Here is a 25,807-nt window from a genome sequence, read left to right on the forward strand (position 1 = left end):
ACGCTGTGTCCTGTGAACACTTCGAAGAACGAGGGCCGCAGGCCCCGAGGACTCCGTGAAATGGCCTACCAGCCGCAAGAAATCTTCTTCCGCAGCAGCGCCCCCGTCACCATCGACGAAGACAAGTGCATCGCCGAAAAAGGCTGCACCGCCTGCGTGGAGGTTTGCCCCATGGACCTGCTGGCGATCAACCCGGCCACGCAGAAGGCCTACATGGCCTTCGACGAATGCTGGTACTGCATGCCCTGCGAAAAGGACTGCCCCACGGGTGCGGTGAAGGTCGACATCCCATACCTGCTGCGCTGATTCATCCCGCCATCCGGCGCACCACCGGACGCCCTCCTGCTGTGCCCCTCGTTTCCCACCACCCAAGCCGGGCGGCGGAGACGATCCAACTCTTATAACGACTCGAGGGGAAACACCCATGCGCCTTGTTGCAACCGTGGCCGGCCTCGCGCTGGCGCTCACTGGCCTGAATGCCAGCGCCGAAACCATCCGCATCGCCATTGGCACCCAGGACACCACCATCAACTGCGCCACTGGTGGCCTGCTGATACGCGAGCTTGGCCTGCTGGACAAGTACCTGCCGCATGACGGCAATTACAAAGATGCCAAGTATCAGGTGGAGTGGAAGAACTTCACCAGCGGTGCGCCACTGACCAATGAAATGGTCGCTGGCAAACTCGACTTCGGTGCAATGGCCGACTTCCCCGGGTCGTTCAACGGTGTTGCTCACCTGGATGCCAGCAAGCGCAGCCTGTTCGTAAGCGTGCTGTCGGGCAGCGTGCACGGCAGCGGCAATGGCATCGTCGTACCGGCGGCGTCCAGCGTGCAGTCGCTGGCTGAACTCAAGGGCAGGACCATTTCCGTGCCGTTCGCCTCCACCGCCCACGGCATGCTGCTGCGTGCCGTAGCAGCCCAGGGCTGGGACCCGCAGAAGGATGTGCGAATCATCGCCCAGGCGCCGGAAATCGCCGGTTCCGCCCTGCGTAGCAACCGCATCGAGGCCCATGCCGACTTCGTGCCGTTCGCCGAACTGTTCCCCAACCGCGGCTTCGCCCGCAAGATCTATGACGGCGCCCAGGCCAACGCACCGACCTTCCATGGCGCTTTGGTCGATGCCGATTATGCGAAGAAATACCCCGAAGTGGTCACCGCCTACCTGCGCGCCAGCCTCGAAGCCGATCGGCTGATCGCTGCGGAACCTGAGAAGTACAGCGAGTTGATCGAGAAAGTCACCGGCATCGAGGCCGAGGTCAATTACCTGTTCCACGGCCCGCTCGGCCTGCAGACCCGCGACCTGACATGGAAGCCTGAATACCGTCAGGCAGTCGCAACCTCCATCGATACGCTCAAGCTGCTTAAAAAGACCGACCGCGGCCTCGACACCGACAAGTTCATCGACGACCAATACATCCGTGCGGCCTTCAAGGAGGCTGGCCTGGACTACGACAAGGCGCTGAAAGACTACGATCCGCAGCCACTCAAGGCCAATGACGCGCTGACAGGCAAACCGATCACCGACTTCAGCCGCCTGGCACAGATCTGGGTGCGCGGCGAAGGCAAGGTCCGCCACTACGCTTCGCCGGAGGCCGCGCTTGGCGCCTTGGCCCAGCTGGAGCAGGAGGGCAAGGACATCCGCGCCATCTACGCCCAGGCCGCCGACAGCGGAATCAAGTTGCTGGCGAACCAGGCCTGGTTCGTGCGTAACGCCAAGGGTGAACTGGCGGCGTTCCTGCTCAAGGACCAGGCCGAGCAGTATGCCAAGGCCCATGGCGGTGAAGCGCTGGACTTCGTCAGCGCCAACCAGAAGCTGGTCGCCCAGCGCTGACCGGGAGGTACCGACATGACCTGCAACCTCAAGCGCTGGCCGGTGCGCCTGGCTTCGCTGCTGGCCTGCCTGCTGTTCTGGCAGGTCGCGGCGAGCGTGAAGCTGGACCTCGGGCTGCTGACGTTCACCTATGTCCCCACACCGAAGGCGGTGCTGGCAGCTGGCTGGCAGTTGCTGACCTCCAGCACCCTGCTGGCGCACCTGGGCAGTAGCCTGTCACGGGTTTTTGCCGGATATGGCGCCGCGGCGCTGATTGGCGTGGCCCTGGGGTTGTTGATCGGCCGCTCGAAATGGGCCGAGGACACCCTGCTGCCGCCACTCGAAGTGCTGCGGCCGATTCCGGCGGTGGCGTGGATCCCGCTGGCGATCCTGATGTTCCCATCGTCGGAACTGTCGATGGTGTTCATAACGTTCACTGGCGCGCTGTTCCCGATCCTGCTGAACACCGTGCACGGCGTCGAGGCCATCGACCCGCGCCTGGTGGCGTCGGCGCGCAGCCTCGGTGCAGAGCGTTGCTCGATCCTGCGCGAAGTGGTGTTGCCTGGAGCGTTGCCAAGCATCGTCACTGGCCTGGCCATCGGCATGGGTACTTCATGGTTCTGCCTGGTCACCGCCGAGATGATTTCCGGACAGTTCGGTATCGGCTACTACACCTGGGAGTCGTACACCTTGCAAAACTACCCGGACATCATCGTCGGCATGCTGCTGATCGGCGTGCTGGGCATGGGCAGCAGCGCCCTGGTCAAGCGCCTTGGGGAGTTGGCCACGCCTTGGTACCGCACGCGGAGGGCCAGTTGGTGAACAGTTATCAACCAGCACCAGGGCGGATCGACGGGCGTGGCCTGTCGATACGACTGGGGCACGGCAGCGAAGCATTCGAGGCGGTGCAGCGTCTGGACTTTGCCGTAGAGCCTGGCGAGTTCGTCTGCATCCTTGGCCCCTCCGGTTGTGGCAAGTCGACGTTGCTTGGCGCCCTGGCCGGGCACTTGGTGCCCAGCAGTGGCCAGTTGAGTGTGGATGGCCAGACCGTTGCCGGGCCGTCACCGCAGCGTGGCATGGTGTTTCAGCACCACACCTTGCTGCCTTGGCGTAGCGTGCTCGACAACGTGGCCTTTGGTCTGAAGATGCAGGGCCAGAGCCGCGCCGAACGTCGCCGGCAGGCTCGTGAAATGCTGCAACTGGTGGGGCTGGCCGACTTTGCCGGGCGCTGGCCCAGTCAGTTGTCCGGCGGTATGCAGCAACGGGCCGAGATTGCCCGGGTGCTGATCAACCGACCGCGCCTTTTGCTGATGGACGAACCCTTCGGTGCCCTGGATGCGCAAACCCGTGCACGCATGCAGGAGCTGTTGCTGGATATCTGGGCAAGCATCCGCACCACCGTGGTGTTCGTCACCCACGATATCGACGAGGCGCTGTTCCTGGCCGACCGTATCCTGGTGATGAGCCCGCGACCTGGCCGCTTTATCGAAGACCTGCACCTGGAGTTTCCGCGCCCACGCCGCGCCAGCCTGCTGACCAGCCCTGAATTCACTCACCTCAAGCGTCACTGTCTGGCCTTGCTCCGTCACGAGGAAGGCCGCGAACTCCCGCGCCTGACCCCGCTGGGCCTGCCGGACACTGAGCACCCACCGCTACGGATCGCGCTATGACTGAACGAACGACTGACAACCCCGACATCCTTGCTCTTCTGCCTCGCCTTGGTGCCGCTGATGCAGGCGTGCGCCGCATCGCCCTGATCGAACTGGCCGACCTGGAAGACCCGGATGGCTTGCCATGGCTCACCGATGCACTGCTGGTGGATGTCGCCGACGAGGTGCGTGCCGAGGCCGCGCGCCTGCTCGAGGCCTGGGAAGAACCCGAAGTTGTGCAGGCCCTGTGTGCTGCGCTGGCCGATGCTGCCGAGCCGGTACGGCTGGCTGCCGCCCAGAGCCTCAGCGAACTCAAGAGCCTTGAAACCGGTCAGCTGATCCTGCCATGGGTCAAGCATGCCGATGCCTTCGTCCGTGCCAGCGCCCTGCGTGCCTTGCGCGAGCTGCGCCTGGAAGATGCGGCAGAGCCTGCACTGCTGGCCCTGGCCGATGGCGACGCCGCGGTCCGGCGTGAGGCAGTGGGTATTCTTGGCTGGCTCAAACACCAGCCGGCATTGCCAGCATTGGCAAAGCTTGCCGCAGACGAGCCGGACACCGAGGTGCGCCGCGCGGCCATTGGTGCGCTGGGCCTCGCCCGCGACAGCGCGGTGGTGCCAGCATTGGTGGCTGCATTGGCTGACAAGGCCTGGCAAGTGCGCGAAGAAGCCGCCACCACGCTAGGCAAGGTGGGCCTGGCCCCAGCAGGCCCGGCACTGGTAAATGCCCTTGCCGATGACTTCTGGCAAGTCCGTCTGCGTGCGGCGCGGTCTCTGGGGCGGCTGCGTCATGTTGCGGCCCTGGACGCGCTTGGCGAGTTGCTTGGCCACGGCATTGCCAACCTGCGCAAGGAGGCGGCTCTGGCCCTGGGTGAGCTGGGCCAGGCGCGTGCCTTGCCGGTGCTGCAGGCCGCCGAGGCCGATAGCGATCCCGAGGTGCGCAAGGCTGTGCGGATCGCCATGGCGCAACTGCGCGGGGCCTACTGATGAACGCCCCGCAAGCTATTCGCAACATGCGCGGGCCCGGGCAACTGGTGCTGCAATGGCAAGACGGCGAACACAGCCTCAGCCATGCCCGCCTGCGCGGTGCTTGCCCCTGTTCACAATGCCGAGCGGCACGGCTGCAGGGGAGCATCAGTCTGGTGCGCGATGATGTGCGCGTGGTGCAAATCGAGCCGCAAGGATATGGCGTGCAGCTGGTGTTCAGCGATGGGCATGAACGGGGTATCTACCCTTGGGCTTACCTGCGTGACCTGATTGCCCTGTGAGTCTTCTTCGCGGGCATTCGCTGTCGCATAGAGACCTGAATTCGCAAGCGGTCCGCGTACCCTGTGGGAGCGGCTTTAGCCGCGAAGAATCCAACGCGGTGCATGGCACCGGCTGCGCCGGTGTTCGCGGCTAAAGCCGCTCCCACACGGTGTAGTTCTATGAGGAGGGGCATGCCCGCTCCCACAGGCTCAGAGCGCAATCAGCTCCGGCCTCAACCCTTCGACCCGGCGCACCGGCGGCGTCAGGTAGCCGCCATCCCCGGTGACCTGGTGCAGCACCTTCTCCCGCAGCTCGTGAAGTGCCGCGCCCGTACGCAACCGTGGGTGTGGCAGGTCGATCTCCACCACCGACTTGATCCGCCCCGGGCGCGGTTCCAGAACCACCACCCGGTCGGCCAGGTAGGTGGCCTCTTCGGCGTCATGGGTGACCAGCAGCGTGGTGATGCCTGCACGTTCGCGAATAGCCAGCAGCTCGTCCTGCAGTTGCTGGCGGGTCAGCGCATCCAGCGCGCCGAACGGCTCGTCGAGCAGCAGGATACGCGGGCTGGCTACCAGGCCTCGGGCGATCGCCACGCGCTGGGCCATGCCGCCGGACAGCTGGTGTGGGTAGGCTGACTCGAAGCCGACCAGCCCCACCAGTTGCACGAACTCGTGTACCCGCCGCGCGCGCTCACCCTGGGTGAGCGGTTCGTTGACCAGGCCCAGGGCAATGTTCTGTTCCACGCTCAGCCAGGGGAACAGCCGGTGCTCCTGAAACACGATGCCGCGTTCGCTACCAATGCCGCTGACAGTGTGGCCGTCCACACGGATGTTGCCGCTGTAGTCGGTATCCAGCCCCACCAGCAGGCGCAGCAGAGTAGATTTGCCACAGCCGGAAGCACCAACGATGGCGATGAATTCGCCTTGGTTGATCGACAGGTTGAAGTTGCGGATGGCTTCCAGCGGCTGCCCATCGACGCTGAACACTTTGCCGATCCCCTCGAAGCTGACCAGAGGCGGGGTGACGTCGGGCTGGTTGGCCGCGTGCAGGTGCGAGGTATTGAAGGCGTTCATGCGGTTCTCCAGCGCGTGGCGCGCGATTCGAGGCGTTGTCCAAGGGTGCCGAGCAGGGCGCCGACCAGGCCGATCAGCAGCATGGCGGCCATTACCTGGTCCATGCGGAACAGCTGCTGGGCGCCGATCATCAGGCTGGCGATGCCTCCGTCCGAGGGCATGAAGTATTCGGCACCGATGGTGCCCAGCCAGGCGTAGATCAGCGACAGGCGCAGGCCGGCAAAAATGGCCGGGGCTGCGCCGGGTAGCACCAGCAGCCGCAGGCGTTGCCACAGGTTCAGGCGCAGGGTGCGCGCCGCTTCGCCCAGCTGTGGCGAGAGGCTGGCGATACCGCGCTGGGTGGCGATCAGCAACGGGAAGAACGCAGCCATGCCGACGAATACCTGCTTGGCCCCTTCACCCAGGCCGAACCAGGCTGTGAGCAGCGGCACCCAGGCAAACAGCGCCACCTGACGCAACGCCGACAGGCTAGGCCCGAAGATACGTTCGGCATTGGCCGAAAGCCCCAACAGCAAACCGGCCAGCAGGCCAGCGCTACCGCCCAGCAGCAAGCCGGCCAAAGCGCGCTGCAGGCTCAGCAGCAAGGCTTGCGGCAGCGAACCATCGGCCAGGCCGGTCAGCAGGGTGCGCAACACTTCAAGTGGTGAGGTCAGGATGTTGCTGTCTACCCAGCCAAAACTGCTACTGAACTGCCACAGGGCCAACAGTGCCAGTGGCAGCAGCAGGCTTTGCCAACCCCGCGGCACGGGGCCACGGTGCTGCTCCCCTGTGGCCGCTTGCGGCCAGTACAGCAGGCGCTTTTCCAGGGCCGAGAAGCCGCGCTCCAGCAGTGCGCCGACCAGGCCGATCACCAGGATGCACAGCAGCACCAGGTCGAGCATGAACAGCTGCCGTCCCCACACCATCAGGTAGCCAATCCCTTCGCTGGAGGCCAGCAGTTCGACCGCCAGCAGCGAGGTCCAGCCGGTGGCCAGGGCGAGGCGTACGCCGGTGAGGAAGGCGGGCAGGGCAGCCGGTAGCAGCAGGCGCAGGAACAGTAGATGGCGAGGCAGGCGCAGCACCGCAGCGGCCTCTCGCAGCTTGGGCTGGGCATCGCGTACACCGACCAGCGTGTGCAAGGTGACGGGGACCACCACGGCTTTCACCAGCACCACCAACTTGAGCAGCTCGCCGATCCCGAAAAACAGCATGAACAACGGGATCCAGGCCAGGGTAGGAATCTGTGCCAGCGCCACGAAGGTCGGCAGCACCAGCGTTTGCGCCCGCCGCGAAGCTCCCAGCCAAACACCCAGCAGCAACCCGCTGCCGATGCCGACCGCCAGCCCCCAGAACAACCGCTGCAAGCTTATCCACAGGTGCCCCCACAGCTCGCCGGAGCCAAACTCCACCGCGCTCTGCCAAACCAATGCTGGCGCCGGCAGAATCTGCTCGCTCATCCAATGCTCCCGGCTGGCCACTACCCACAGCACGGCAATTGCTGCAGGCACCAGGTATGCGAGGCCTTTGTAGGAGCGGCCTTGTGTCGCGATAGGGCCGCACAGCGGCCCCCGGAGCCACCTCCGATTCCTGCTCAGAATTCCATTCATCGGCCATCTCTCAAGACGTTGTTAGATTATTCATTTATGGAATTAAAAATTCTGAAAAATGACTTTCAAGAGATAAGAGCATGCGTTTCATGCATACGGAAGCCCCCCGCCGTTGCGTTTTCCTCATATTTTCCATGCGCTTTTCGCAAGCCAGTCGCAGGCCCGCATGCCGCCTGATTTATGCCATTCAGTTACTGAAGAATGAATTTTCTGTCTTTGTAGGTTCTAGCCAGACCTGCCTAGCTTCTGGCCAAAGCGCCGGCCATCGCCGGTGGCAGCCTGCCAAGGAGCCTTGCCATGAAAACCCCGCTGCGCCACCTGATCACCGCCCTTGGGCTGGCCTTCACCCTCAGCGCCCACGCAGCTGAACCGGCCAAGCCAGCAAGCATCCGCATCGCCGTGCCCGACCTCAGCGCGGGCAGCAAGCCCAGCGCCGGTGGCGTGGTCGACGTGCTGCGTGACCAGCAACTGCTGGAGAAGGAATTCGCCAAGGACGGCATTCGCATCGACTGGCACTTCTTCAAGGGCGCCGGGCCGGTGGTGAACGAAGCGTTGGCCAACGGCCAGGCCGATTTCGCCTACCTCGGCGACCTGGCCGCCATCGTCGGCAAGGCCAATGGCCTGGATACCCGCGTGCTGTCGGCGGGGGTACGTGGGGTGAAGAGCTACCTGGGCGTGGTGCCCGGTTCCGGCATCAAGACCCTGCAAGACCTCAAAGGCAAGCGCCTGGCGGTGTTCCGTGGCACCGCCAACCAGCTGTCGTTCGCCAGCGCCCTGGCCAGCCAAGGGCTGAGCGAGCGCGATCTGAAGGTGATCAACCTGGACTTCAACGCCGCCAATGCCGCACTGGCCGCCAAGCAGATCGACGCCACCTGGGGCCTGTCCAACCTGCTGTCGCTGCGCGAACGCGGGCTGGTAGAGCTACCGGTCAACTCGCGTGACCTGGAAGGCGCCGGCAGTACCCAGGCAGTGCTACTGGGTACTGGCGATTTCATCCGCAAATACCCCGAGCTGGTGCAGCGCCTGGTCAATGCCCAGCAACAGGCCAGCGCCTGGCTGCGCGACGAACACAACCGCGAGGCCTATGTCGAGCTGGTGGCCAGCAATGCCAACTGGCCGCGCAGCATCCTCAGCGACGACCTGGCCAAGGAAGACCTGGCCCATTACTTCGATCCACGGCTGGACGCCGAATTCGTCGGCCAGCTGCAACAGGGCGTGGACCTGGCCGCCAAGGAGCGCCTGATCCGCCGTGGCTTCCAGGTGGCCGACTGGATCGAACCACGTTTCCTCGATGTTGCGCTGCAACAAAAACAGGCCGTGCAGGCCGCCCGCTGAACCCCGAAAACCCGACAATGACCGCAAGGACACGACCATGAGCAATGCCGCCCTGGCCACCGCGCCATATACCCTCGAACTCGACATCCACCCGGTTGCCGGCCGCATCGGTGCCGAAATTCGGGGGGTGAAATTGTCCGCCGACCTTGATGCCGCCACCCTCGACGCCATCCAGGCCGCGCTGGTGAAGCACAAGGTGATCTTCTTCCGTGGCCAGACCCACCTGGATGACCAAAGCCAGGAAGCCTTCGCCAAGTTGCTCGGTGAGCCGGTCGCCCACCCCACCGTGCCGGTGGTGGATGGCACCAGCTACCTGTTGCAGCTCGATGGTGCCGAAGGCCAGCGGGCCAACTCTTGGCACACCGACGTGACCTTCGTCGACGCCTACCCCAAGGCCTCGATCCTGCGCAGCGTGGTGGCGCCGGCATCCGGTGGTGATACCGTGTGGGCCAACACCGCCACGGCCTACCAGGAGCTGCCCGAGCCGCTGCGCGAGCTGGCCGACAAGCTATGGGCGGTGCACAGCAACGAATACGACTATGCCAGCGTGAAGCCCGATGTGGACCCCGCCAAGCTGGAGCGCTATCGCAAAGTGTTTACCTCCACGGTGTACGAGACCGAGCACCCGGTGGTGCGCGTGCATCCGATCAGTGGCGAGCGGGCGCTGCAGCTGGGGCATTTCGTGAAGCGCATCAAAGGTTATTCGCTGGCGGATTCGCAACACCTGTTCGCGGTGTTGCAAGGGCATGTGACGCGTCTGGAGAACACCGTTCGCTGGCGCTGGCAGGCGGGGGACGTGGCGATCTGGGATAACCGCGCGACGCAGCATTATGCGGTGGATGATTACGGGACCCAGCCGCGGGTGGTGCGGCGGGTGACCCTGGCGGGTGAGGTGCCGGTCGGGGTGGATGGCCAGTTGAGCCGCACCACGCGTAAAGGCTGATATCGCCGGGGCCGCTTTGCGGCCCTATCGCCGGCAAGCCAGCTCCCACAGGTACATCACAGGCCAGAAGGCTGCGGTGATCTTGTGGGAGCTGGCTTGCCGGCGATTCGGGGGCAAAGCCCCCGCCAGCTAAAACTCGGTATCGCAGGCAATCAACTGCCTGACCAGCCCCTGAGCCAACGGCGATAGCCCATACCCCACCCGGCTCACCACCCCATAACGGGTATAGAACGCTTCTTCCTGCTCCACCGTCAGGTCGGCCAGCTGCAATGCCACCAATCCCCCGTCACGCTGATACGGCCGCAAGTTGGCATTGCAGGCAATGCCGATGGTGTCCGAATGCATCACCACATTCAGCAGTGCATAGCCATGCTCGCACTCCACCGTCGGCAGAAAATCCTGCCGCCCGCTGAGGTCGCTGAGGATCTTGCGGATGTTCGGCGGGCGGAAGGTGGTGGCCAGGGGGTAGTCGAACAGGTCACGCGCCCGCACGCTCTCGCGCTCGGTCAACGGGTGCCCGACGCGGCAGCAGAAATGCCAGCGCTGCGGCGTCAGCTTGTGCACCTGGTAGTCCGGGTCGGACTCGAACTGGCGGGTGTCAGCGACGAAGAACTCGATCTCCTCGGCAACCAGCTTGCGGTTCAGCGCCTGCCAGTTATCCACCTGGAAGCAGGTACGCGCCGCGGGGTATTCGGCGACGAAGCGTGCCACCGCCCGCGGTACCAAACCCCCTGCCGGCGCCGGGCCGGAGCCGAAGCGCACCACGCCGGTAGTGGCACCGTTGAACTGGTGGATCTCGTTGACCAGGTTGTGCGCCCCATGCACCAGCCGCCGCGAATGCTCCAGCACCAGCAGGCCCTGGCGAGTCGGCGCCAGCTCCTTGCTGGCGCGGTCCACCAGGCGGCAGCCGATGTTGTGCTCGAGGGTCTGGATGCTGCGGCTGAACGCTGATTGCGACAGGTTCACCGCAGCCGCCGCAGCAACGAAGCTGCGGTGCTCGACAAGGGCAATGTAGTGGCGCAGCTGACGGAGATCGATATGCATTTTTTACATTGAAACTTTCGGTCGAATGCAATTGCTGACAAGGGTTAGCCCCCTTATAAAGGGAGTCACTTATTCCACAAAATATGATTTACAAATATTTATATCACCTAAAAGAATATAAGCCCGACTGACCGCGATTCGGTTCCGCCAACGGAAATGCTCGCCAGGGCCCATGCCTCAAGGAGCATTTGCATGTCCGGAGTTTCCCGTTGGCCTGCGCGCGCGTCGCGTTTCACCTTGCAACCCTTGGCTGCCGGCGTGCTGCTGGCGGCGTCCTCTGCCAGCTTCGCCGAAGAACCGGTCACTGCCACCCCGGCGGTGGAGCAGGAAGCCAAGCTCGGCACCGTCACGGTCAATGCCCGCCGCCGCGAAGAAACCGCGCAAAGCGTGCCCACGCCGATCAGCGTGCTCGACAGCGAAACCCTGGAAAGCCAACGCATCTACCGCGTGCAAGACCTGCAGCAACTGGTACCCAGCACCAACGTCGCCTACGTTCATGCCCGCCAGTCGAGCATTTCGATCCGTGGCCTGGGCAACAACCCCGCCAGTGATGGCCTGGAAGGCAGCGTCGGCATCTACCTGGACAACGTCTACCTCGGCCGCCCCGGCATGGCGGTGTTCGACCTGCTGGACGTGGAGCAGCTGGAGGTGCTGCGCGGCCCGCAAGGTACGCTGTTCGGCAAGAACACCACCGCTGGCGTGCTCAACATCACCACGCGCAAGCCCACCTTCCACCGCGAGGGCAGCATCCAGCAGTCGATTGGTGAAGACGGCTATCTGCAAACCCAAGGCAGCTTCTCGGGGCCGATCAGCGACACGCTGGCCGGGCGCATCAGCGCCTACCGCACTGAAGACGACGGCTATGTGAAGAACATCCACAACGGCGACGACCTCAACGGTGGCAAACGCCAAGGCTTTCGTACCCAGCTGCTGTTCAAACCGAGCGAAACCTTCAACCTGCGCTGGATCGGCGAATACAACGAAGAAGACTCCGACAACGGCATCCTCAGCTTGTACAGCACCGGCCCTACCATCAATGGCGTCAATCGCTACGAAAGCCTGGCCACCCAGGCCGGCGCGACGTTGGTGTCGGGCAAGCACCGCAAGGTCAACTTCGACGCCGACCAGCAGGTGACCGTTTTCCAGGGCGGTACCTCGGTGGAGGCCAACTGGACCCTGCCCAACGACTTCACCCTGACCTCGATCACCGCCTACCGCTGGTGGGATTTCACCCCGCGCAACGACGACGGCCTAAACGTGCCGGTGTTCTACAGCGCCGGGGTGTCGGTGCGCGACAAGCAGTACTCGCAAGAGATCCGCCTGGCTTCGCCCACTGGTGGTGCCTTCGACTACGTGCTGGGCGCGTACTACTTCAAGCAGGACCTGGACAACAAATCCTTCACTTTCTACGGGCCGCAGGCGGACATCTGGAACCTCACCCCGGCCGGCGCCCTGGCCAACGTCGACACCATTGGCAACGGGCACATCGACACGGACAGCTACGCGCTGTTCGCCCAGGGCACCTGGCACATCACCGACCGCCTGGACTTCACCGCCGGCGTTCGAGGCACCTATGAAGAAAAGAGCGCCTGGGTGACCCGCGATGCACCAACCGGCGGTGCGGCAGTAACCGGGGCCGCCGCAGCAGCACGCCAGGGCCGGGTAGGCGCCTACGATTCAGGCGACCTCAACCAGTACAGCTTCAGCCCCTCTGGCCTGCTGGGCCTGAGCTACCGCTTCAACGAGCAATTGCTGGGCTACGCCACCCTGACCCACGGCGAGAAGTCTGGCGGCATCAACCTTACCGTTGGCGCTGCGCCACGGCTGGGCACCGATTCGCTGCTGGTCGGCACCGAGCGGGTCAACAACGCCGAACTCGGCTTGAAAAGCTCGCTGTTCGACGACCGCCTGCAACTCAACACCAACCTGTTCTGGGCCGAAGTGCATGGCTACCAGGCCAACGTCTACGACCAGATCAACCGCGTGCAGTACCTGGCCAACGCCGGCCGCGTGCGCTCGCGTGGCCTGGAGTTCGAAGCCACGGCACTGCCGCTGCGCGGCCTCACGGTCAACTTCAACGGCTCGTGGAACGACGTGCGCTACACCGAGTACAAGGACGCCCCATGCCCGCCGGAAGTGAGCCTGGCCAATGCCACTGCCACCTGCGATTTGTCCGGCCACCAGGTGGTCGGCGCCTCCAAGTACATCGCCAACCTCAACACCCAGTACAAGTGGCAGGCCAGCGAGCACATCGAACCCTACGTCACCGCCAGCTACGCCTTCCGCTCCAAGGCGGTGGGCACCATCGACGATTCCGATTTCGGCCAGATCCCCAGCTACGCGCTGGTCAACCTTTCCGCCGGTGTGCGCCTGGACCAGGGCGACGGCGTGGTCGACCTGTCGCTGTGGGTGAAGAACGCCGGTGACAAGACCTACTTCACCAGCCTGTGGAACTCCGCCAACGGTGGCTATGCCGGCGTGCTCGGTACCCCGCGCACTTTCGGCGCCACCGCCCGTTACGACTTCTGAGCACAAGGAGCTATGCCATGAATGCCAAGACCGAAACCCCTGCATTGCCTGAAGGCGCCTGCCTGACCGCCAAGGTCCCCGAACGTGACGAGGCGCTGCTCGGCGACGTGGTGGTCAACCCTTATCGCCTGGCGCCGCTGACCGCGATCATTCGCGACGGTGGGCGCAGCCTGAGTGCCGCGCACGTGCGCGTGCTGGGGCGGGGCGAGCGTGGTGTGGACATCGCCTACGAGGTGTCCGACCGTTCGTTGTGGACCTATGGCGGCATCCCGGTATTCGGCCTGTACCCGGACCACGTCAACCAGGTGGAAGTGACCTACAAGCTCGACGGCGAGCGCATCCGCGAGCAGTACCAGATCTACGCTCCGGCCGTGCGCCTGCCGGTGGTGGCCAGGCAGACCGCTGCCTTGCCTGAAGTGCAGCCAGTCAAGGTAGCGCCAGGTTTTGAACAGCGCCTGTACCTGTTCAACCACCTGCAGGGGGACATCCCGGGCGGGCGTGCCTTCAAGTGGAATGCCCTGGGCGGTGCGGCGGAATGGGACCAGGTGGGCAACAACTGGATCGCCGACAGCAATGGCGACGTGCGCTGGTACCTGGACATCGAGCAGATCCACGACTCCAACCGCCGCGATGGCCTGGGCGGCACCATGGGCTTCCAGCAGACCCGCGACGGCATGCTGATCTGGGGCCAGGGCCAGACCTACTCCAAGTACGACCTGCTGGGCCGGCGCATCTGGCAGCGCAGCCTGCCCGACAAGTTTGCCGACTTCTCCCATGAAATCCGCGAGACCGCCAATGGCACCTACCTGCTGCGGGTGGGCACCAGCGACTATCGCCGGCCCGACGGCAAGCGCGTGCGCTCGATCCGTGATCACATCATCGAGGTCAACGAGGCCGGTGATGTGCTGGACTTCTGGGACCTCAACCAGATCCTCGACCCGTACCGTGGCGACCTGCTGGAAACCCTGGGCAAGGCAGCCATCCAGTTGCCGGCCGGGGTGCAGAAACAGGACGAGCGGCTGGCCAACGAACTGGCCGAAGGTGACCTGCCCTTTGGTGACACCCCGGGCGTGGGCACAGGGCGTAACTGGGCACACGTCAATGCCATCGACTACGACGCCGATGACGACAGCATCATCGTTTCAGCACGGCACCAGGGCGTGGTGAAGATAGGCCGCGACAAGCAGGTGAAGTGGATTCTCGCCTCGCCTCAAGGCTGGCCTGAGCGTCTGCGCGAGAAGGTGCTGACGCCGGTGGCGAGCGAAGGCTTCGACTGGTCGTGGACACAGCACACCGCCTGGCTGACCGGCAAAGGCACGCTGACCGTGTTCGACAACGGCTGGGGCCGCGACTTTGCGCCGACCAGGCTGACCGGCAACTACAGTCGGGCGGTGGAATACCGCATCGACGAGGCCAAGGGCACGGTCGAGCAGGTGTGGGAATACGGCAAGGAGCGCGGCGACGAGTGGTATAGCCCGGTGACCTCGGTGGTGGCCTACCGGCCGGAGACCGACACCCAGTTCATTTACTCGGCGTCGGTGAACTTCCTGACCCCGGAGAAACTGACCACCACCGTGCTCAACGAGGTGCGGCGCGGGACCCAGGAGGTGCTGGTGGAGCTGAAGGTGCACAGCCGGCAGCCGGGCAGCGTGGGTTACCGAGCCTTGGTGATCGACCTGGCCAAGGCCTTCTGACCCATCCCTCCGGGAGGGCCGTCGGTCCTCCCATCACATTTCCTTCAGCTCGTTCGTCTAACCTGTACTGGCCCTATCGCCGGCAAGCCAGCTCCCACAGGGCCCCCACAGGTGCCGAATTTTGTGGGGTCCCTGTGGGAGCTGGCTTGCCGGCGATAGGGCCGGTTGCTACGGCACAGAAATGTGAAATTTCCGCCAGGGTGTTCAACCATTCGTTCTTTTTTTCGAACAGCCTATTGTCCTACACCCCAGCAGCCGCTTAGCATTCGTTTGAGATTTCAAACGCTCGATGCCCTGCCTTGGGCGCTTTTCAACAATCAACAATTCGGGAAGCCGACATGCAGCTCAAAGACGCTCAGTTGTTCCGCCAGCAAGCCTACATCAATGGTGAGTGGCTGGATGCGGACAACGGCCAGACCATCAAGGTCACCAACCCGGCCACTGGTGAAGTCATCGGTACCGTGCCGAAGATGGGCACCGCGGAAACCCGCCGCGCCATCGAAGCCGCCGACAAGGCCTTGCCGGCCTGGCGTGCCCTGACCGCCAAGGAGCGTTCGGCCAAGCTGCGTCGCTGGTTCGAACTGATGATCGAGAACCAGGACGACCTGGCTCGCCTGATGACCACCGAACAAGGCAAGCCGCTGGCCGAAGCCAAGGGCGAAATCGCCTACGCTGCCTCGTTCATCGAGTGGTTCGCCGAAGAAGCCAAGCGTGTCTACGGTGACACCATCCCGGGCCACCAGCCAGACAAGCGCCTGATCGTCATCAAGCAGCCAATCGGTGTTACCGCGGCCATCACCCCGTGGAACTTCCCGGCCGCCATGATCACCCGTAAAGCCGGCCCGGCCCTGGCCGCCGGTTGCACCATGGTGCTCAAGCCTGCCTCGCAGACCCCATACTCCGCCCTGGCCCTGGTCGAGCTGGCCCACCGTGCCGGCATCCCGGCTGGCGTGCTGAGCGTGGTTACCGGCAGCGCTGGCGAAGTTGGCGGTGAACTGACCGGCAACTCCCTGGTCCGCAAGCTGTCCTTCACCGGCTCGACCGAAATCGGTCGCCAGCTGATGGAAGAATGCGCCAAGGACATCAAGAAGGTTTCCCTGGAGCTGGGTGGCAACGCCCCGTTCATCGTGTTCGACGACGCCGACCTGGACAAGGCGGTCGAGGGCGCGATCATCTCCAAGTACCGCAACAACGGGCAGACCTGCGTCTGCGCCAACCGTATCTACGTGCAGGACGGCGTCTACGACGCGTTCGCCCAGAAGCTGGCCGCCGCTGTTGCCAAGCTGAAGATCGGTAACGGCCTGGAAGAAGGCACCACCACTGGCCCGCTGATCGACGGCAAGGCTGTCGCCAAGGTCCAGGAACACATCGAAGACGCCGTTGGCAAAGGCGCCAAGGTACTGTCCGGTGGCAAGATCATCGAAGGCAACTTCTTCGAGCCGACCATTCTGGTCGACGTACCGAAGACCGCTGCCGTCGCCAAGGAAGAGACCTTCGGCCCGTTGGCGCCGCTGTTCCGCTTCAAGGACGAGGCCGAAGTGATCGCCATGTCCAACGACACCGAGTTCGGCCTGGCCTCGTACTTCTACGCCCGCGACATGAGCCGTGTGTTCCGTGTTGCCGAAGCCCTGGAATACGGCATGGTAGGTATCAACACCGGCCTGATCTCCAATGAAGTGGCACCGTTCGGTGGCATCAAGGCTTCGGGCCTGGGCCGCGAAGGTTCCAAGTACGGTATCGAGGACTACCTCGAAATCAAATACCTGTGCATCAGCGTCTGATAGCACGGTAAAGGCTTTACCTCTGCCAGCGGGGCGCGAGAGCGACGTCTCGCTGGCCTTTTTTACATCGCAGTACCTGGTGGCCAGGGCGTTCACGGCAGTCGATCAACGAATACTGTTCGCGAGCACTCCCAGCCACCCCCGAATAAAAGCGCCACTCCAGACCGGCGCAATGAGGGCATTATGAGCAAGACCAACGAATCCTTGATGCAACGTCGTGTCGCCGCCGTCCCACGTGGCGTTGGCCAGATCCACCCGATCTTCGTCGATACCGCGAAGAACTCGACCGTGATCGACGTTGAAGGCCGCGAACTGATCGACTTCGCCGGCGGCATCGCAGTACTGAACACCGGCCACCTGCACCCGAAAGTGGTTGCGGCCGTGCAAGAGCAGCTGACCAAAGTCAGCCACACCTGCTTCCAGGTGCTGGCCTACGAACCCTATGTAGAGTTGTGCGAAAAGATCAACAAGCTGGTCCCAGGCGACTTCGACAAGAAGACCCTGCTGGTCACCACCGGCTCCGAAGCCGTTGAAAACGCCGTCAAGATCGCCCGTGCCGCCACTGGCCGCGCTGGCGTAATCGCCTTCACCGGCGGCTACCACGGCCGTACCATGATGACCCTGGGCCTGACCGGCAAGGTCGTGCCGTACTCCGCTGGCATGGGCCTGATGCCAGGTGGCATCTTCCGCGCTCTGTTCCCTAGCGAACTGCACGGTATCAGCGTTGACGACGCCATCGCCTCGGTCGAGCGCATCTTCAAGAACGACGCCGAGCCGCGCGACATCGCCGCGATCATCCTCGAGCCGGTACAAGGCGAAGGCGGCTTCCTGCCAGCGCCGAAAGAGCTGATGAAGCGCCTGCGCGCCCTGTGCGACCAGCACGGCATCCTGCTGATCGCCGACGAAGTACAGACCGGCGCTGGCCGTACTGGCACCTTCTTCGCCATGGAACAGATGGGCGTTGCGCCTGACCTGACCACCTTCGCCAAATCCATCGCTGGCGGCTTCCCGCTGGCCGGTGTGTGCGGCAAGGCCGAATACATGGACGCCATCGCTCCTGGCGGCCTGGGTGGCACCTACGCCGGTTCGCCGATCGCTTGCGCCGCGGCCCTGGCCGTGATCGAAGTGTTCGAAGAAGAGAAACTGCTGGACCGCAGCAAAGCTGTTGGTGAGCGCCTGACCACCGGCCTGCGCGAAATCCAGAAGAAGTACCCGATCATCGGCGACGTCCGTGGTCTGGGCTCGATGATCGCTGTCGAAGTCTTCGAGAAAGGCACTCACACCCCGAACGCAGCTGCCGTTGGCCAGGTTGTCGCCAAGGCTCGCGAGAAGGGCCTGATCCTGCTGTCCTGCGGTACCTACGGCAACGTTCTGCGTATCCTGGTTCCGCTGACCGCAGAAGATGCTCTGCTGGACAAAGGCCTGGCTATCATCGAAGAGTGCTTCGCTGAAATCGCCTGATGTGACGTGCTTCAGAAAAAACCCGCTTCGGCGGGTTTTTTTTGTGCCCAGGAAAGCCTTGGGGCGCTATCGTTGTCGGAGGATTTGCTTAGGAAGCTGCGACGGACTGTGTGGCAGGGCTATTCAGGAGTTGGCGATGAACGCTGCAGACCCCACCCCACCAAGCGTACTTATTGTCGAGGGCGACCCCTGGGTACGTGACATGCTCAGCGAAATGCTGCTGAGCGTGCGCTGTGATGCCCGCTTGCAGCTCTGCGCCGACGGCTCGCAGGCCTTGAGCGCGCTGTCGAGCAAGCCCGACCTGATCATTGCCGCGCGCGAACTGGCAGGTGTCGATGGGCTCGACCTGTTGCGCAAGGTACGCGCGAAAGGCTCGAGGTTGCCGTTCATCCTCATGAGCAACCGCATTGACAGTGCCAGTGTGCATGAGGCGTTGCCCCTGCACCCTACTGCCTACCTGAGCAAGCCGCTGAACCTGGAAACTCTTCGCAAGCGCCTGGAAGAGCTGCTGCTGGCGGTTGGCGAAGAAATCGCCTGCCCGGTGCCGGCCTTGCAGCCAGGTGCCAGCCTGCCGGCCTACCTCGAGCAGCGTCGCGCTACCGCCGATGGCGGGCCGCTGCTGGCCGATGTGCAGGTGGCGATCAAGCGCGCGCTCAATCCCCAGGGCCTGAACCTGAGAGTGCTCGAAGAGGAAGTGCAGGGCGATCCGCAGATCACCGCTGTGCTGATTGCGGCGGCCAACAGCGCAGCGCTGCACCGCGAAGCACCAGTGCAGACGCTGCTGCAGGCCTTGAACAAGCTTGGCAGCACCCAGAGCATGAACCTGATCCTGGGCATGACCCTCAAGCGCAGCGCTCGCCTCAGCGACCCGCTGCTGGCGGAGCATGCTTCCCGCTACTGGGAGTTGTCGCTGCACGCTGCCGAATATGGCCGCACCTTGGCACGCATGCTCGAGCTGGACGAAGGGCGTTGTTATTGCGCGGGGTTGCTGCATTGCCTGGGCGACCTGGCGGTGCTGCGCTGCCTGCAGGAATGGCGGCTGGCCGGGGGCGAGCTGGATGAGGATCAGGTGCAGCTGTCGCTCAATGAGTTCGGTGCGGCGTTCGGCTCGGCGCTGCGCACGCGCTGGCGGTTGCCGCTGGGGTTGCGCGAGTTGATCGCGGCGATATACCAGCTGGGCGGCGGGGTGTACTCGCGGGAGATCCTGGCCATGAACCTGGCCGGGCAGTTGTCGCGGCTGTCGGCCGAGCAGGGGCTGGAGAAGGTGGCCAGCAGCAAGACTGCGCGGCTGCTCAAGCTTGGCCTGCCGGAGCTGAGGCGGTTGCGTAAGGTGGAGAACCCTGAGGTGAAGCCGCAGGAAGAGCCGCCGGTGGCTGAGGCCGAGGTTTCCAGCTGAGATTTTGGGGCCGCTTTGCGGCCCATCGCCGGCAAGCCAGCTCCCACAGGTACTGCACAAGGCTGGAGGATTGCGCCGTACCTGTGGGAGCTGGCTTGCCGGCGATTGGGGTGCAGAGCACCCCCAGAGCTCAGCCGCGGACGATCTGGTTCTTGCCCTGTCGCTTGGCCTGGTACATCGCCGCATCGGCCCGGGCATACAGGCTGTCCAGCGCCACATCCTCGTCAGTCAGCCCGGTCACCCCCTGGCTCACCGTCACCCCGTAGGTCTGCTCCCCATGGCTGAAGCTCAGCCGCTGGATCTGCCGCTGCAAGCGCTCGGCAATCTGCTCCGCGACCTGGGCACTACAGCCGGGGAACACTGCCGCGAACTCCTCGCCACCAATGCGCCCGAACAGGTCACCTCGGCGTAGCACGGCCTTGCCGCTGTCGGCGATCTGCTGCAACACCTGGTCGCCTTCCTGGTGACCGTAGCTGTCGTTGATGCGCTTGAAGTCGTCGATGTCCAGCAGCAGGAAGGCCAGTGGTGTACCGTCTTCGCGGGCGCTGTCGAAGGCTTGCTGGGCGCATTCGAAAAAGTGCCGGCGGTTGCTGCTCTGGGTCAGCACGTCGGTGGTGGCCAGGCGCTGCAGTTCACCTTCGAGCTGCTTCTTCTCGGTGATGTCTTCTGCGATGCCGACGATGATCACCCGGTCGCCATCGCGTTGCTGGTTGATGTAGCACTTGTCGCTCAGCCAGCGCAGCTGGCCGTCGGCATTGAGGATGCGGTACTCGCGGTCTTCCACCGAGCCCTTGAGCAGTACCTGGGCCAGGCTGCGCTCGGCGAACTCCAGGTCGTCGGGGTAGATGCTGTCGCGCCACTCGTTGTAGTCGGCCAGCACCAGGCTGGCCGAGCGGCCGAAGATGCGTTCGTAGGCGGGGCTGACGTACAGCACCTGACGGGTTTCCCAGTCGAAGGCCCATAGCACCGCATTGACGCTATCGAGCAGCGAGCTGAACAGCTGTTCGCGCTCGCTCAGGCGGGCAACCTCGCCTTGGGCGTGGAGCAGCGCAAGCAAGATCTGGGCGGCTTCCGGAGGCGGGGTGCCGGGCAGTGTCGTCGGAATGTTCTTGGCCATGTGCACGGAGCAGATCTCGGCGTGAAAGCGTGCGGCCAGCATCTGGCCCGCCACGCGGGCGATGTGCCAGATATGAGTGTAAACGAGAGGGCGAAGTTCCGGGCGGCACGCCCAGCCAAAGGGGCGTGCCGATCAACGGCGGTCAGGCGCCGGTCGGGCGCAGGGAGTACGTCTTCAGCTGTGCCGCGAAGTCCCGCAGGGCGTGGATGCCGCTGGTTTCCGCCTCATGTACCCAGTCCTTCATGGCGGCCAGCATGTCGTGGCCGTTGGCGCTGGTGCGCGCCCAGATCTGCTGCAGGGCCAGGCGTTTTTCGTAGATGGTCTTCAGCGCCTGGCTGTGGGCGAGCATCGACTCGATGCGCACATGGTGACGGTCTTCCAGCAGGCTGGTCTCGCGCGACAACAGGCGCTTGGCGCGGCGGAAGTGATGGCGCAGCGAAGCATCGACGCGGGCCAGCTCCTGCTTGACCAGCGGGCCGATCACCAGCTTGCGGTACTGGGCCATGATCTGGAAGCGGTTGTTGAGGATGGCCATGGCGGTGTCCATGTCCAGGCTGGCCTTGCCTGCCACCCGGTGGGCGATGGGCGCCACGCGCTGTACCTTGGCCAGGCGCAGCAGGCAGAACAGGCGGATCCACGCCCAACCCATGTCGAACTCCCAGCGCTTGACCGACAGCTTGGCCGAGTTGGGGTAGGTGTGGTGGTTGTTGTGCAGCTCTTCGCCACCGATGACGATGCCCCACGGCACCAGGTTGGTCGCGGCGTCGCGGCACTCGAAGTTGCGGTAACCGAGAGCGTGGCCCAGGCCGTTGACCACGCCGGCGGCCCAGAACGGAATCCACATCATCTGCACTGCCCAGATGGTGATGCCGATGGTGCCGAACAGCAGCAGGTCGATTACCGCCATCAGCGCGATGCCGCCCAGCTTGTAGCGCGAGTAGAGGTTGCGCTCGATCCAGTCGTCCGGGCAGTTCTTGCCATAGATGCGCAGGGTTTCAGGGTTGCGCGCCTCTTCCCGGTAAAGCTCGGCACCCTTGCGCAGCACCGTGCCCAGGCCCTTGTACAGCGGGCTGTGCGGGTCGTCGGGGGTTTCGCATTTGGCGTGGTGCTTGCGGTGGACGGCGGTCCATTCGCGGGTGTTCTGCGCCGTGGTCAGCCACAGCCAGAAACGGAAGAAGTGCTTGAGCGCGCCATTGAGCTCCAGGGCCCGGTGCGCGGAGTAGCGGTGCAGGTAGACCGTGACGCTGACGATGGTCACGTGGGTCATCAACAGTGTAATGCCGACCAGTTGCCAGGCCGACAAGTCGAGCAGGCCGTTGTACCACATAGGTGTAAATACCCTCGGAATGCGGGAGGAGGGGCTGATTATCCCTTGGGCAGGAAATAAATACAGTCACCCGTTCAGATAGGAAGTCACGACATGTTTCAGCCTTTATAATGCCCCATCATTTTTCATGGGCAATTGCACCCGACATGTCTGTTTCCGTTCGCGACGCCTTGCGCATGGCTGCGCTGTATGTGGTGCTCTCGATCCTCTGGCTGACGCTGGCCGAGGTGGTGTTGCACGGCATGACCGACGACCCCCTGGCACTGACCGTGGGCCGGCAGATCAACGTGGTGGTCTGGGTGCTGCTGAGCGCCGTGCTGATCTATGTGTCGCGGGTGCGGCTGCTCGACTTCATCGGTGTTGGCGCGCGTATGCGTGGTGAAGACCGTGAACGCCTGCGCATGGCTGCGGCAGTGTTCGACAGCACCCTCGAAGGCGTGCTGGTGACCGACCGCCATGGCCTGATCGTGCACGTCAACCGTGCCTTCATGCGTATCACCGGCTACCAGCAGGACGAGGTCATCGGCCAGCGCCCGAACAAGTTCAAGTCGGGCCGCCATGGCCTGGCGTTCTACCAGCAGATCTTCGCCACTCTGGCGGAAAAGGGCGAGTGGAGCGGCGAAATATGGAACCGGCGCAAGAGCGGTGAAATCTACCCGCAATGGCAGACCATTTGCGCCATCCGCGACGATCAAGGCGAGCTCAGCCATTACGTGGCGGTGTTCAGCGACATCAGCGCGATCAAGCATTCTGAACAGGAACTGGCCTACCTGGCCCACCATGACCCACTGACGGGCCTGCCCAACCGCCTGCTGTTCAACGACCGGGTCGAGCAGGCGCTGGCCGCAGCCCAGGCCAACAAGCGTGGTTGTGCCCTGCTGTTGCTGGACCTGGACCATTTCCAGAGCATCAACGACGGCCTTGGCCACACCATTGGCGACCAGTTGCTGAAGCTGGTGGGCGAGCGCCTGTCAGAGGTGCTGCGCAGCGGCGTGACCTTGGCGCGCCTGGGGGGCGACGAATTTGGCGTGCTGGCGGAAAACTGCCATGAGGTTGGCCAGGCGGGCAAGCTGGCGCAGGGCATCATCGAGCGCATGCGCGAGCCGTTCCAGTTCGACGGTCACCGCCTGTTCATCAGCGTCAGCGTGGGCATCAGCCTGTTCCCCAGCGATGCCTTGAGTGCCGAGCAGTTGCTGCGCAATGCCGACTCGGCGTTGTACAAGGCCAAGAGCAACGGGCGGGCCTGCTATGCGCTGTACACTGAAGAGCTGACCGCTCACGCCCAACACCGGGTCGAAACCGCCGGCGAGCTGCGCCGAGCCTTGGAGCAGGACGAGCTGCGGGTGTTCTACCAGCCGGTGCACGACCTGGCGACCGGCCGCCAGGTCGGCGTCGAAGCCTTGGTGCGTTGGCAGCACCCTGAGCGCGGCCTGGTTCCACCGGGCGAATTCATCCCGATTGCCGAGCGTACCGGGCTGATTGCCGAGATCGACGCCTGGGTACTACGCCAGGCGTGTCGGCAGATGGTGCGATGGCAGGGTGAAGGGCGGCAGTTGGCATTCGTGGCGGTGAACATTTCCAGCCGCCTGTTTGGCCAGCACGAGCTGTACCAGCAGGTGGCCGAGGTGCTGGACGACACCGGCCTGGCCCCGGCCTTGCTGGAGCTGGAGGTGACCGAGAGCGCGGTGATGGAGGACCCGGAGGTGGCGCTGGAGCAGTTGCATCGCCTGCGCGAGCTGGGGGTGACCTTGGCTATCGACGACTTTGGCACCGGTTATTCATCGCTGCTGCGGCTCAAGCGCTTGCCGGTGCAGAAGCTGAAGATCGACCAAGGCTTCGTTGCCGGGTTGCCGCTGGATGAGGACGATATCGCGATCGTCCGGGTGATCATCGCCCTGGCCCGCAGCATGGGCATGCAAGTGCATGCAGAGGGCATCGAGCAGGCCGAGCAGGCCAGCTTCCTGCTGCATGAGCAGTGTCAGCTTGGGCAGGGGTACTGGTTCGGGCGGCCGGTGCCTGCCGGGGATCTGCGCTGGGGTTGAAGGCCCCTTCGCGGGCATGCCCGCGAAGAATTCAGCGCTTGTTCAAGCCTTTCGCCAACCGGTCGCCACCCAACTGGATCAACGCCACCAACGCCACCAGCATGGCAATCACGGTCAGCATGATCTGGCTGTCGAAGCGCTGGTAGCCATAGCGGTAGGCGATATCCCCCAAGCCCCCGGCACCGATCGCTCCGGCCATGGCCGAGGAGTTGATCAGGGTCACCAGGGTAATGGTGAAGCCCCCGACAATTCCCGGCAGCGCCTCGGGCAGCAGCACGTGCCAGACGATGTGCCAGCGCCGGCAGCCCATGGCCTGTGCAGCCTCCACCAGGCCGTGGTCAACTTCGCGCAGGCTGACCTCGGCAATCCGCGCGAAGAACGGAGTGGCGGCAATGGTCAGTGGCACCACTGCCGCCCACACGCCATACGTGGTACCCACTACCAAGCGGGTGAAGGGGATCAGCGCGACCATCAGGATCAGGAACGGGATCGAGCGGAACAGGTTGACGAATGCACCCAGCACCCGGTTCAGCAGCGGCGCCTCGAAGATCCCGCCCTTGTCGCTGGTGACCAGCAGCACCGCCATCGGTACCCCCACCAGCAGGGCGATCAGCGACGACACACCGACCATCAGCAGGGTATCGAGCAAACCTTCCAGCAGGCGATCAAACCACATGGCCCAGTACCTCCACGTCCTCGGCCCAGCGGCGGGCGCGCTCCAGCAATTGATGGGTGTCGTGCGGTGAGTGCTGCACCGACAGGATCAGCTGCCCCAGGGCATGCTCGCCAATGGTTTCCACACCACCCTGCAGCAGGCGTACGCGGCCGCCAAGGTCGTTGAACAGGGCAGACAGTTCGGGCTCGCCGAGCAGGGTCAGCCTCAGCACCACGGCACTGTCGCGGCTTGCCGGGTTGGCCCGCAGGCTGGCTTGCAGCGCGGCTGGCAACCTGGCTTGCAACGGTGCCAGCAGGGTACGGGTGACTTCGTGGAGCGGTGAGCCAAACACCCGCCAGACCTCACCCTGCTCGACCACTTCTCCACGTTCAAGCACCACCACCCGGTGGCAGATATCGCGGATTACCGCCATCTCGTGGGTGATCAGCACGATGGTCAGGCCCAGGCGCTGGTTGATGTCGCGCAGCAGTTCGAGAATGGAAGCAGTGGTCTCCGGGTCCAGCGCCGAGGTGGCCTCGTCGCACAGCAGGATCTCGGGGTCATGCACCAACGCCCTGGCAATGCCCACGCGCTGCTTCTGCCCGCCGGACAGCTGCGCCGGGTACACGTGGTGCTTTTCCCGCAGGCCCACCAGCTCAAGCAGTTCGCGTACCTTGCGCTGGCGCTCCGCCTTGGCCACGCCGGCCACCTTGAGGGGCAGCTCGACGTTCTGCCACACGGTCTTGGCCGACATCAGGTTGAAGTGCTGGAAAATCATGCCGATACGCCGGCGCAGGGCTACCAGGTGGTCCTCGTCGAAGGGCGCGATGTCCACCTGGTCGATCAGCACCCGGCCCTGGCTGGGTTGCTCCAGGCGGTTGATGGTGCGCAGCAGCGATGACTTGCCGGCGCCGCTGCGGCCGATGATGCCGAAGATCTCGCCATGGCGGATGTTCAGGTCGATGCCTTGCAAGGCCGGTTGCGCCTGGCCCGGGTAGGTCTTGCCCAGGCCGATGAAGCGCACATGGGCTTCATTGACCTCCGGGCGCAGGGCCTGCTCCCTGGCCGTTGGCGGCAGTGGTTGTGTGGTGGGCGCCCGCAGCGCGCTGGCCTGGCTCATG

General features: G+C 64.1%; 21 protein-coding genes. 14 read left to right on the plus strand and 7 right to left on the minus strand.

Annotated elements, in window-relative coordinates:
* Nucleotides 1–60 precede the first annotated feature (60 nt).
* The 6 genes from AC2T3R_RS00920 (at nt 61) to AC2T3R_RS00945 (ending at nt 4,723) form a co-directional block, all read left to right on the plus strand.
* On the plus strand, nt 61–306 hold the full coding sequence (locus AC2T3R_RS00920; RefSeq protein WP_486744502.1) for a 4Fe-4S dicluster domain-containing protein: 246 nt from the start codon (nt 61–63) through the stop codon (nt 304–306).
* 118 nt (nt 307–424) lie between these two features.
* Nucleotides 425–1,831, plus strand: a complete 1,407-nt coding sequence (locus tag AC2T3R_RS00925; RefSeq protein ID WP_486744503.1) for an ABC transporter substrate-binding protein — start codon at nt 425–427, stop codon at nt 1,829–1,831.
* A gap of 15 nt (nt 1,832–1,846) precedes the next feature.
* Nucleotides 1,847–2,632, plus strand: coding sequence for an ABC transporter permease (locus AC2T3R_RS00930; RefSeq protein WP_410952668.1), 786 nt, complete (start codon nt 1,847–1,849; stop codon nt 2,630–2,632).
* On the plus strand, nt 2,629–3,480 hold the full coding sequence (locus AC2T3R_RS00935; protein ID WP_085618380.1) for an ABC transporter ATP-binding protein: 852 nt from the start codon (nt 2,629–2,631) through the stop codon (nt 3,478–3,480). Before AC2T3R_RS00930 ends, AC2T3R_RS00935 begins: the two co-directional genes overlap by 4 nt.
* Nucleotides 3,477–4,442: a HEAT repeat domain-containing protein gene (locus tag AC2T3R_RS00940; RefSeq protein ID WP_410952669.1), complete on the plus strand. Its 966-nt coding sequence runs from the start codon at nt 3,477–3,479 to the stop codon at nt 4,440–4,442. Before AC2T3R_RS00935 ends, AC2T3R_RS00940 begins: the two co-directional genes overlap by 4 nt.
* Nucleotides 4,442–4,723, plus strand: coding sequence for a DUF971 domain-containing protein (locus tag AC2T3R_RS00945; RefSeq protein ID WP_085721676.1), 282 nt, complete (start codon nt 4,442–4,444; stop codon nt 4,721–4,723). The genes AC2T3R_RS00940 and AC2T3R_RS00945 overlap by 1 nt, the downstream gene beginning before the upstream one ends.
* Before the next feature lie 189 nt (nt 4,724–4,912).
* On the opposite strand, the gene AC2T3R_RS00950 is transcribed toward AC2T3R_RS00945, so the two are convergent.
* A complete protein-coding gene (locus tag AC2T3R_RS00950; protein WP_410952670.1) occupies nt 4,913–5,776 on the minus strand; it encodes an ABC transporter ATP-binding protein in 864 nt (287 codons plus the stop codon).
* Nucleotides 5,773–7,362 carry an ABC transporter permease gene (locus AC2T3R_RS00955; RefSeq protein WP_225903914.1) on the minus strand — a complete coding sequence of 530 codons (1,590 nt, stop codon included), beginning with the start codon at nt 7,360–7,362 and terminating at the stop codon, nt 5,773–5,775. Before AC2T3R_RS00955 ends, AC2T3R_RS00950 begins: the two co-directional genes overlap by 4 nt.
* A 297-nt stretch (nt 7,363–7,659) precedes the next feature.
* On the opposite strand from AC2T3R_RS00955, the gene AC2T3R_RS00960 reads away from it, so the two are divergent.
* Both AC2T3R_RS00960 and AC2T3R_RS00965 read left to right on the plus strand, forming a co-directional pair.
* The gene (locus AC2T3R_RS00960; RefSeq protein WP_486744504.1) at nt 7,660–8,697 is read left to right on the plus strand and encodes an ABC transporter substrate-binding protein; all 1,038 of its coding nucleotides are present in this window, start codon (nt 7,660–7,662) and stop codon (nt 8,695–8,697) included.
* 37 nt (nt 8,698–8,734) lie between these two features.
* On the plus strand, nt 8,735–9,640 hold the full coding sequence (locus AC2T3R_RS00965; RefSeq protein ID WP_486744505.1) for a TauD/TfdA dioxygenase family protein: 906 nt from the start codon (nt 8,735–8,737) through the stop codon (nt 9,638–9,640).
* 129 nt (nt 9,641–9,769) lie between these two features.
* On the opposite strand, the gene AC2T3R_RS00970 is transcribed toward AC2T3R_RS00965, so the two are convergent.
* Nucleotides 9,770–10,684: a LysR family transcriptional regulator gene (locus tag AC2T3R_RS00970; RefSeq protein ID WP_486744506.1), complete on the minus strand. Its 915-nt coding sequence runs from the start codon at nt 10,682–10,684 to the stop codon at nt 9,770–9,772.
* A 156-nt stretch (nt 10,685–10,840) separates the two neighbouring features.
* Here AC2T3R_RS00970 and AC2T3R_RS00975 point away from each other — a divergent pair, with 156 nt between their 5' ends.
* The 5 genes from AC2T3R_RS00975 to AC2T3R_RS00995 all read left to right on the plus strand — a co-directional run bounded on the left by AC2T3R_RS00975 (nt 10,841) and on the right by AC2T3R_RS00995 (nt 19,545).
* Nucleotides 10,841–13,213: a TonB-dependent receptor gene (locus AC2T3R_RS00975; RefSeq protein WP_486744507.1), complete on the plus strand. Its 2,373-nt coding sequence runs from the start codon at nt 10,841–10,843 to the stop codon at nt 13,211–13,213.
* 17 nt (nt 13,214–13,230) lie between these two features.
* Nucleotides 13,231–14,907 (plus strand): aryl-sulfate sulfotransferase, encoded by a 1,677-nt coding sequence (locus AC2T3R_RS00980; RefSeq protein WP_486744508.1) that lies wholly within the window; start codon nt 13,231–13,233, stop codon nt 14,905–14,907.
* Between the two features lie 338 nt (nt 14,908–15,245).
* Nucleotides 15,246–16,688 carry an NADP-dependent succinate-semialdehyde dehydrogenase gene (gabD, locus tag AC2T3R_RS00985; protein ID WP_015268576.1) on the plus strand — a complete coding sequence of 481 codons (1,443 nt, stop codon included), beginning with the start codon at nt 15,246–15,248 and terminating at the stop codon, nt 16,686–16,688.
* 183 nt (nt 16,689–16,871) lie between these two features.
* Entirely contained in the window at nt 16,872–18,149 is a 1,278-nt protein-coding gene (gene gabT / locus AC2T3R_RS00990) for a 4-aminobutyrate--2-oxoglutarate transaminase (protein ID WP_023662096.1), read from the plus strand.
* 136 nt (nt 18,150–18,285) lie between these two features.
* On the plus strand, nt 18,286–19,545 hold the full coding sequence (locus AC2T3R_RS00995; RefSeq protein WP_410952677.1) for a response regulator: 1,260 nt from the start codon (nt 18,286–18,288) through the stop codon (nt 19,543–19,545).
* A 130-nt stretch (nt 19,546–19,675) separates the two neighbouring features.
* On the opposite strand, the gene AC2T3R_RS01000 is transcribed toward AC2T3R_RS00995, so the two are convergent.
* Both AC2T3R_RS01000 and desA read right to left on the minus strand, forming a co-directional pair.
* Nucleotides 19,676–20,704: a GGDEF domain-containing protein gene (locus AC2T3R_RS01000; protein WP_486744509.1), complete on the minus strand. Its 1,029-nt coding sequence runs from the start codon at nt 20,702–20,704 to the stop codon at nt 19,676–19,678.
* Nucleotides 20,705–20,804: 100 nt separating this feature from the next.
* The gene (desA, locus tag AC2T3R_RS01005; protein ID WP_039614263.1) at nt 20,805–21,989 is read right to left on the minus strand and encodes a delta-9 fatty acid desaturase DesA; all 1,185 of its coding nucleotides are present in this window, start codon (nt 21,987–21,989) and stop codon (nt 20,805–20,807) included.
* A gap of 146 nt (nt 21,990–22,135) precedes the next feature.
* On the opposite strand from desA, the gene dibA reads away from it, so the two are divergent.
* Nucleotides 22,136–24,031: a phosphodiesterase DibA gene (gene dibA / locus AC2T3R_RS01010; RefSeq protein ID WP_486744510.1), complete on the plus strand. Its 1,896-nt coding sequence runs from the start codon at nt 22,136–22,138 to the stop codon at nt 24,029–24,031.
* Between the two features lie 31 nt (nt 24,032–24,062).
* On the opposite strand, the gene AC2T3R_RS01015 is transcribed toward dibA, so the two are convergent.
* Together AC2T3R_RS01015 and AC2T3R_RS01020 are read right to left on the minus strand one after the other, a co-directional pair.
* Nucleotides 24,063–24,707: a methionine ABC transporter permease gene (locus AC2T3R_RS01015; protein ID WP_008096606.1), complete on the minus strand. Its 645-nt coding sequence runs from the start codon at nt 24,705–24,707 to the stop codon at nt 24,063–24,065.
* The gene (locus AC2T3R_RS01020; RefSeq protein WP_486744511.1) at nt 24,697–25,806 is read right to left on the minus strand and encodes a methionine ABC transporter ATP-binding protein; all 1,110 of its coding nucleotides are present in this window, start codon (nt 25,804–25,806) and stop codon (nt 24,697–24,699) included. The genes AC2T3R_RS01015 and AC2T3R_RS01020 overlap by 11 nt, the downstream gene beginning before the upstream one ends.
* Nucleotide 25,807 lies beyond the last annotated feature (1 nt).

It is taken from the genome of Pseudomonas sp. PVC-5-1 (genome assembly GCF_057444345.1).

Excerpts from the sequence above, each read along its gene's own strand:
- AC2T3R_RS00920 (WP_486744502.1), top strand. The coding sequence starts at position 61 with ATGGCCTACCAGCCGCAAGAAATCTTCTTCCGCAGCAGCGCCCCCGTC.
- AC2T3R_RS00925 (WP_486744503.1), top strand. The coding sequence starts at position 425 with ATGCGCCTTGTTGCAACCGTGGCCGGCCTCGCGCTGGCGCTCACTGGC.
- AC2T3R_RS00930 (WP_410952668.1), top strand. The coding sequence starts at position 1,847 with ATGACCTGCAACCTCAAGCGCTGGCCGGTGCGCCTGGCTTCGCTGCTG.
- AC2T3R_RS00940 (WP_410952669.1), top strand. The coding sequence starts at position 3,477 with ATGACTGAACGAACGACTGACAACCCCGACATCCTTGCTCTTCTGCCT.
- AC2T3R_RS00945 (WP_085721676.1), top strand. The coding sequence starts at position 4,442 with ATGAACGCCCCGCAAGCTATTCGCAACATGCGCGGGCCCGGGCAACTG.
- AC2T3R_RS00950 (WP_410952670.1), bottom strand. The coding sequence starts at position 5,776 with ATGAACGCCTTCAATACCTCGCACCTGCACGCGGCCAACCAGCCCGAC.
- AC2T3R_RS00955 (WP_225903914.1), bottom strand. The coding sequence starts at position 7,362 with ATGAATGGAATTCTGAGCAGGAATCGGAGGTGGCTCCGGGGGCCGCTG.
- AC2T3R_RS00960 (WP_486744504.1), top strand. The coding sequence starts at position 7,660 with ATGAAAACCCCGCTGCGCCACCTGATCACCGCCCTTGGGCTGGCCTTC.
- AC2T3R_RS00965 (WP_486744505.1), top strand. The coding sequence starts at position 8,735 with ATGAGCAATGCCGCCCTGGCCACCGCGCCATATACCCTCGAACTCGAC.
- AC2T3R_RS00970 (WP_486744506.1), bottom strand. The coding sequence starts at position 10,684 with ATGCATATCGATCTCCGTCAGCTGCGCCACTACATTGCCCTTGTCGAG.
- AC2T3R_RS00975 (WP_486744507.1), top strand. The coding sequence starts at position 10,841 with ATGCTCGCCAGGGCCCATGCCTCAAGGAGCATTTGCATGTCCGGAGTT.
- AC2T3R_RS00980 (WP_486744508.1), top strand. The coding sequence starts at position 13,231 with ATGAATGCCAAGACCGAAACCCCTGCATTGCCTGAAGGCGCCTGCCTG.
- gabD (WP_015268576.1), top strand. The coding sequence starts at position 15,246 with ATGCAGCTCAAAGACGCTCAGTTGTTCCGCCAGCAAGCCTACATCAAT.
- gabT (WP_023662096.1), top strand. The coding sequence starts at position 16,872 with ATGAGCAAGACCAACGAATCCTTGATGCAACGTCGTGTCGCCGCCGTC.
- AC2T3R_RS00995 (WP_410952677.1), top strand. The coding sequence starts at position 18,286 with ATGAACGCTGCAGACCCCACCCCACCAAGCGTACTTATTGTCGAGGGC.
- AC2T3R_RS01000 (WP_486744509.1), bottom strand. The coding sequence starts at position 20,704 with ATGCTGGCCGCACGCTTTCACGCCGAGATCTGCTCCGTGCACATGGCC.
- desA (WP_039614263.1), bottom strand. The coding sequence starts at position 21,989 with ATGTGGTACAACGGCCTGCTCGACTTGTCGGCCTGGCAACTGGTCGGC.
- dibA (WP_486744510.1), top strand. The coding sequence starts at position 22,136 with ATGTCTGTTTCCGTTCGCGACGCCTTGCGCATGGCTGCGCTGTATGTG.
- AC2T3R_RS01015 (WP_008096606.1), bottom strand. The coding sequence starts at position 24,707 with ATGTGGTTTGATCGCCTGCTGGAAGGTTTGCTCGATACCCTGCTGATG.
- AC2T3R_RS01020 (WP_486744511.1), bottom strand. The coding sequence starts at position 25,806 with ATGAGCCAGGCCAGCGCGCTGCGGGCGCCCACCACACAACCACTGCCG.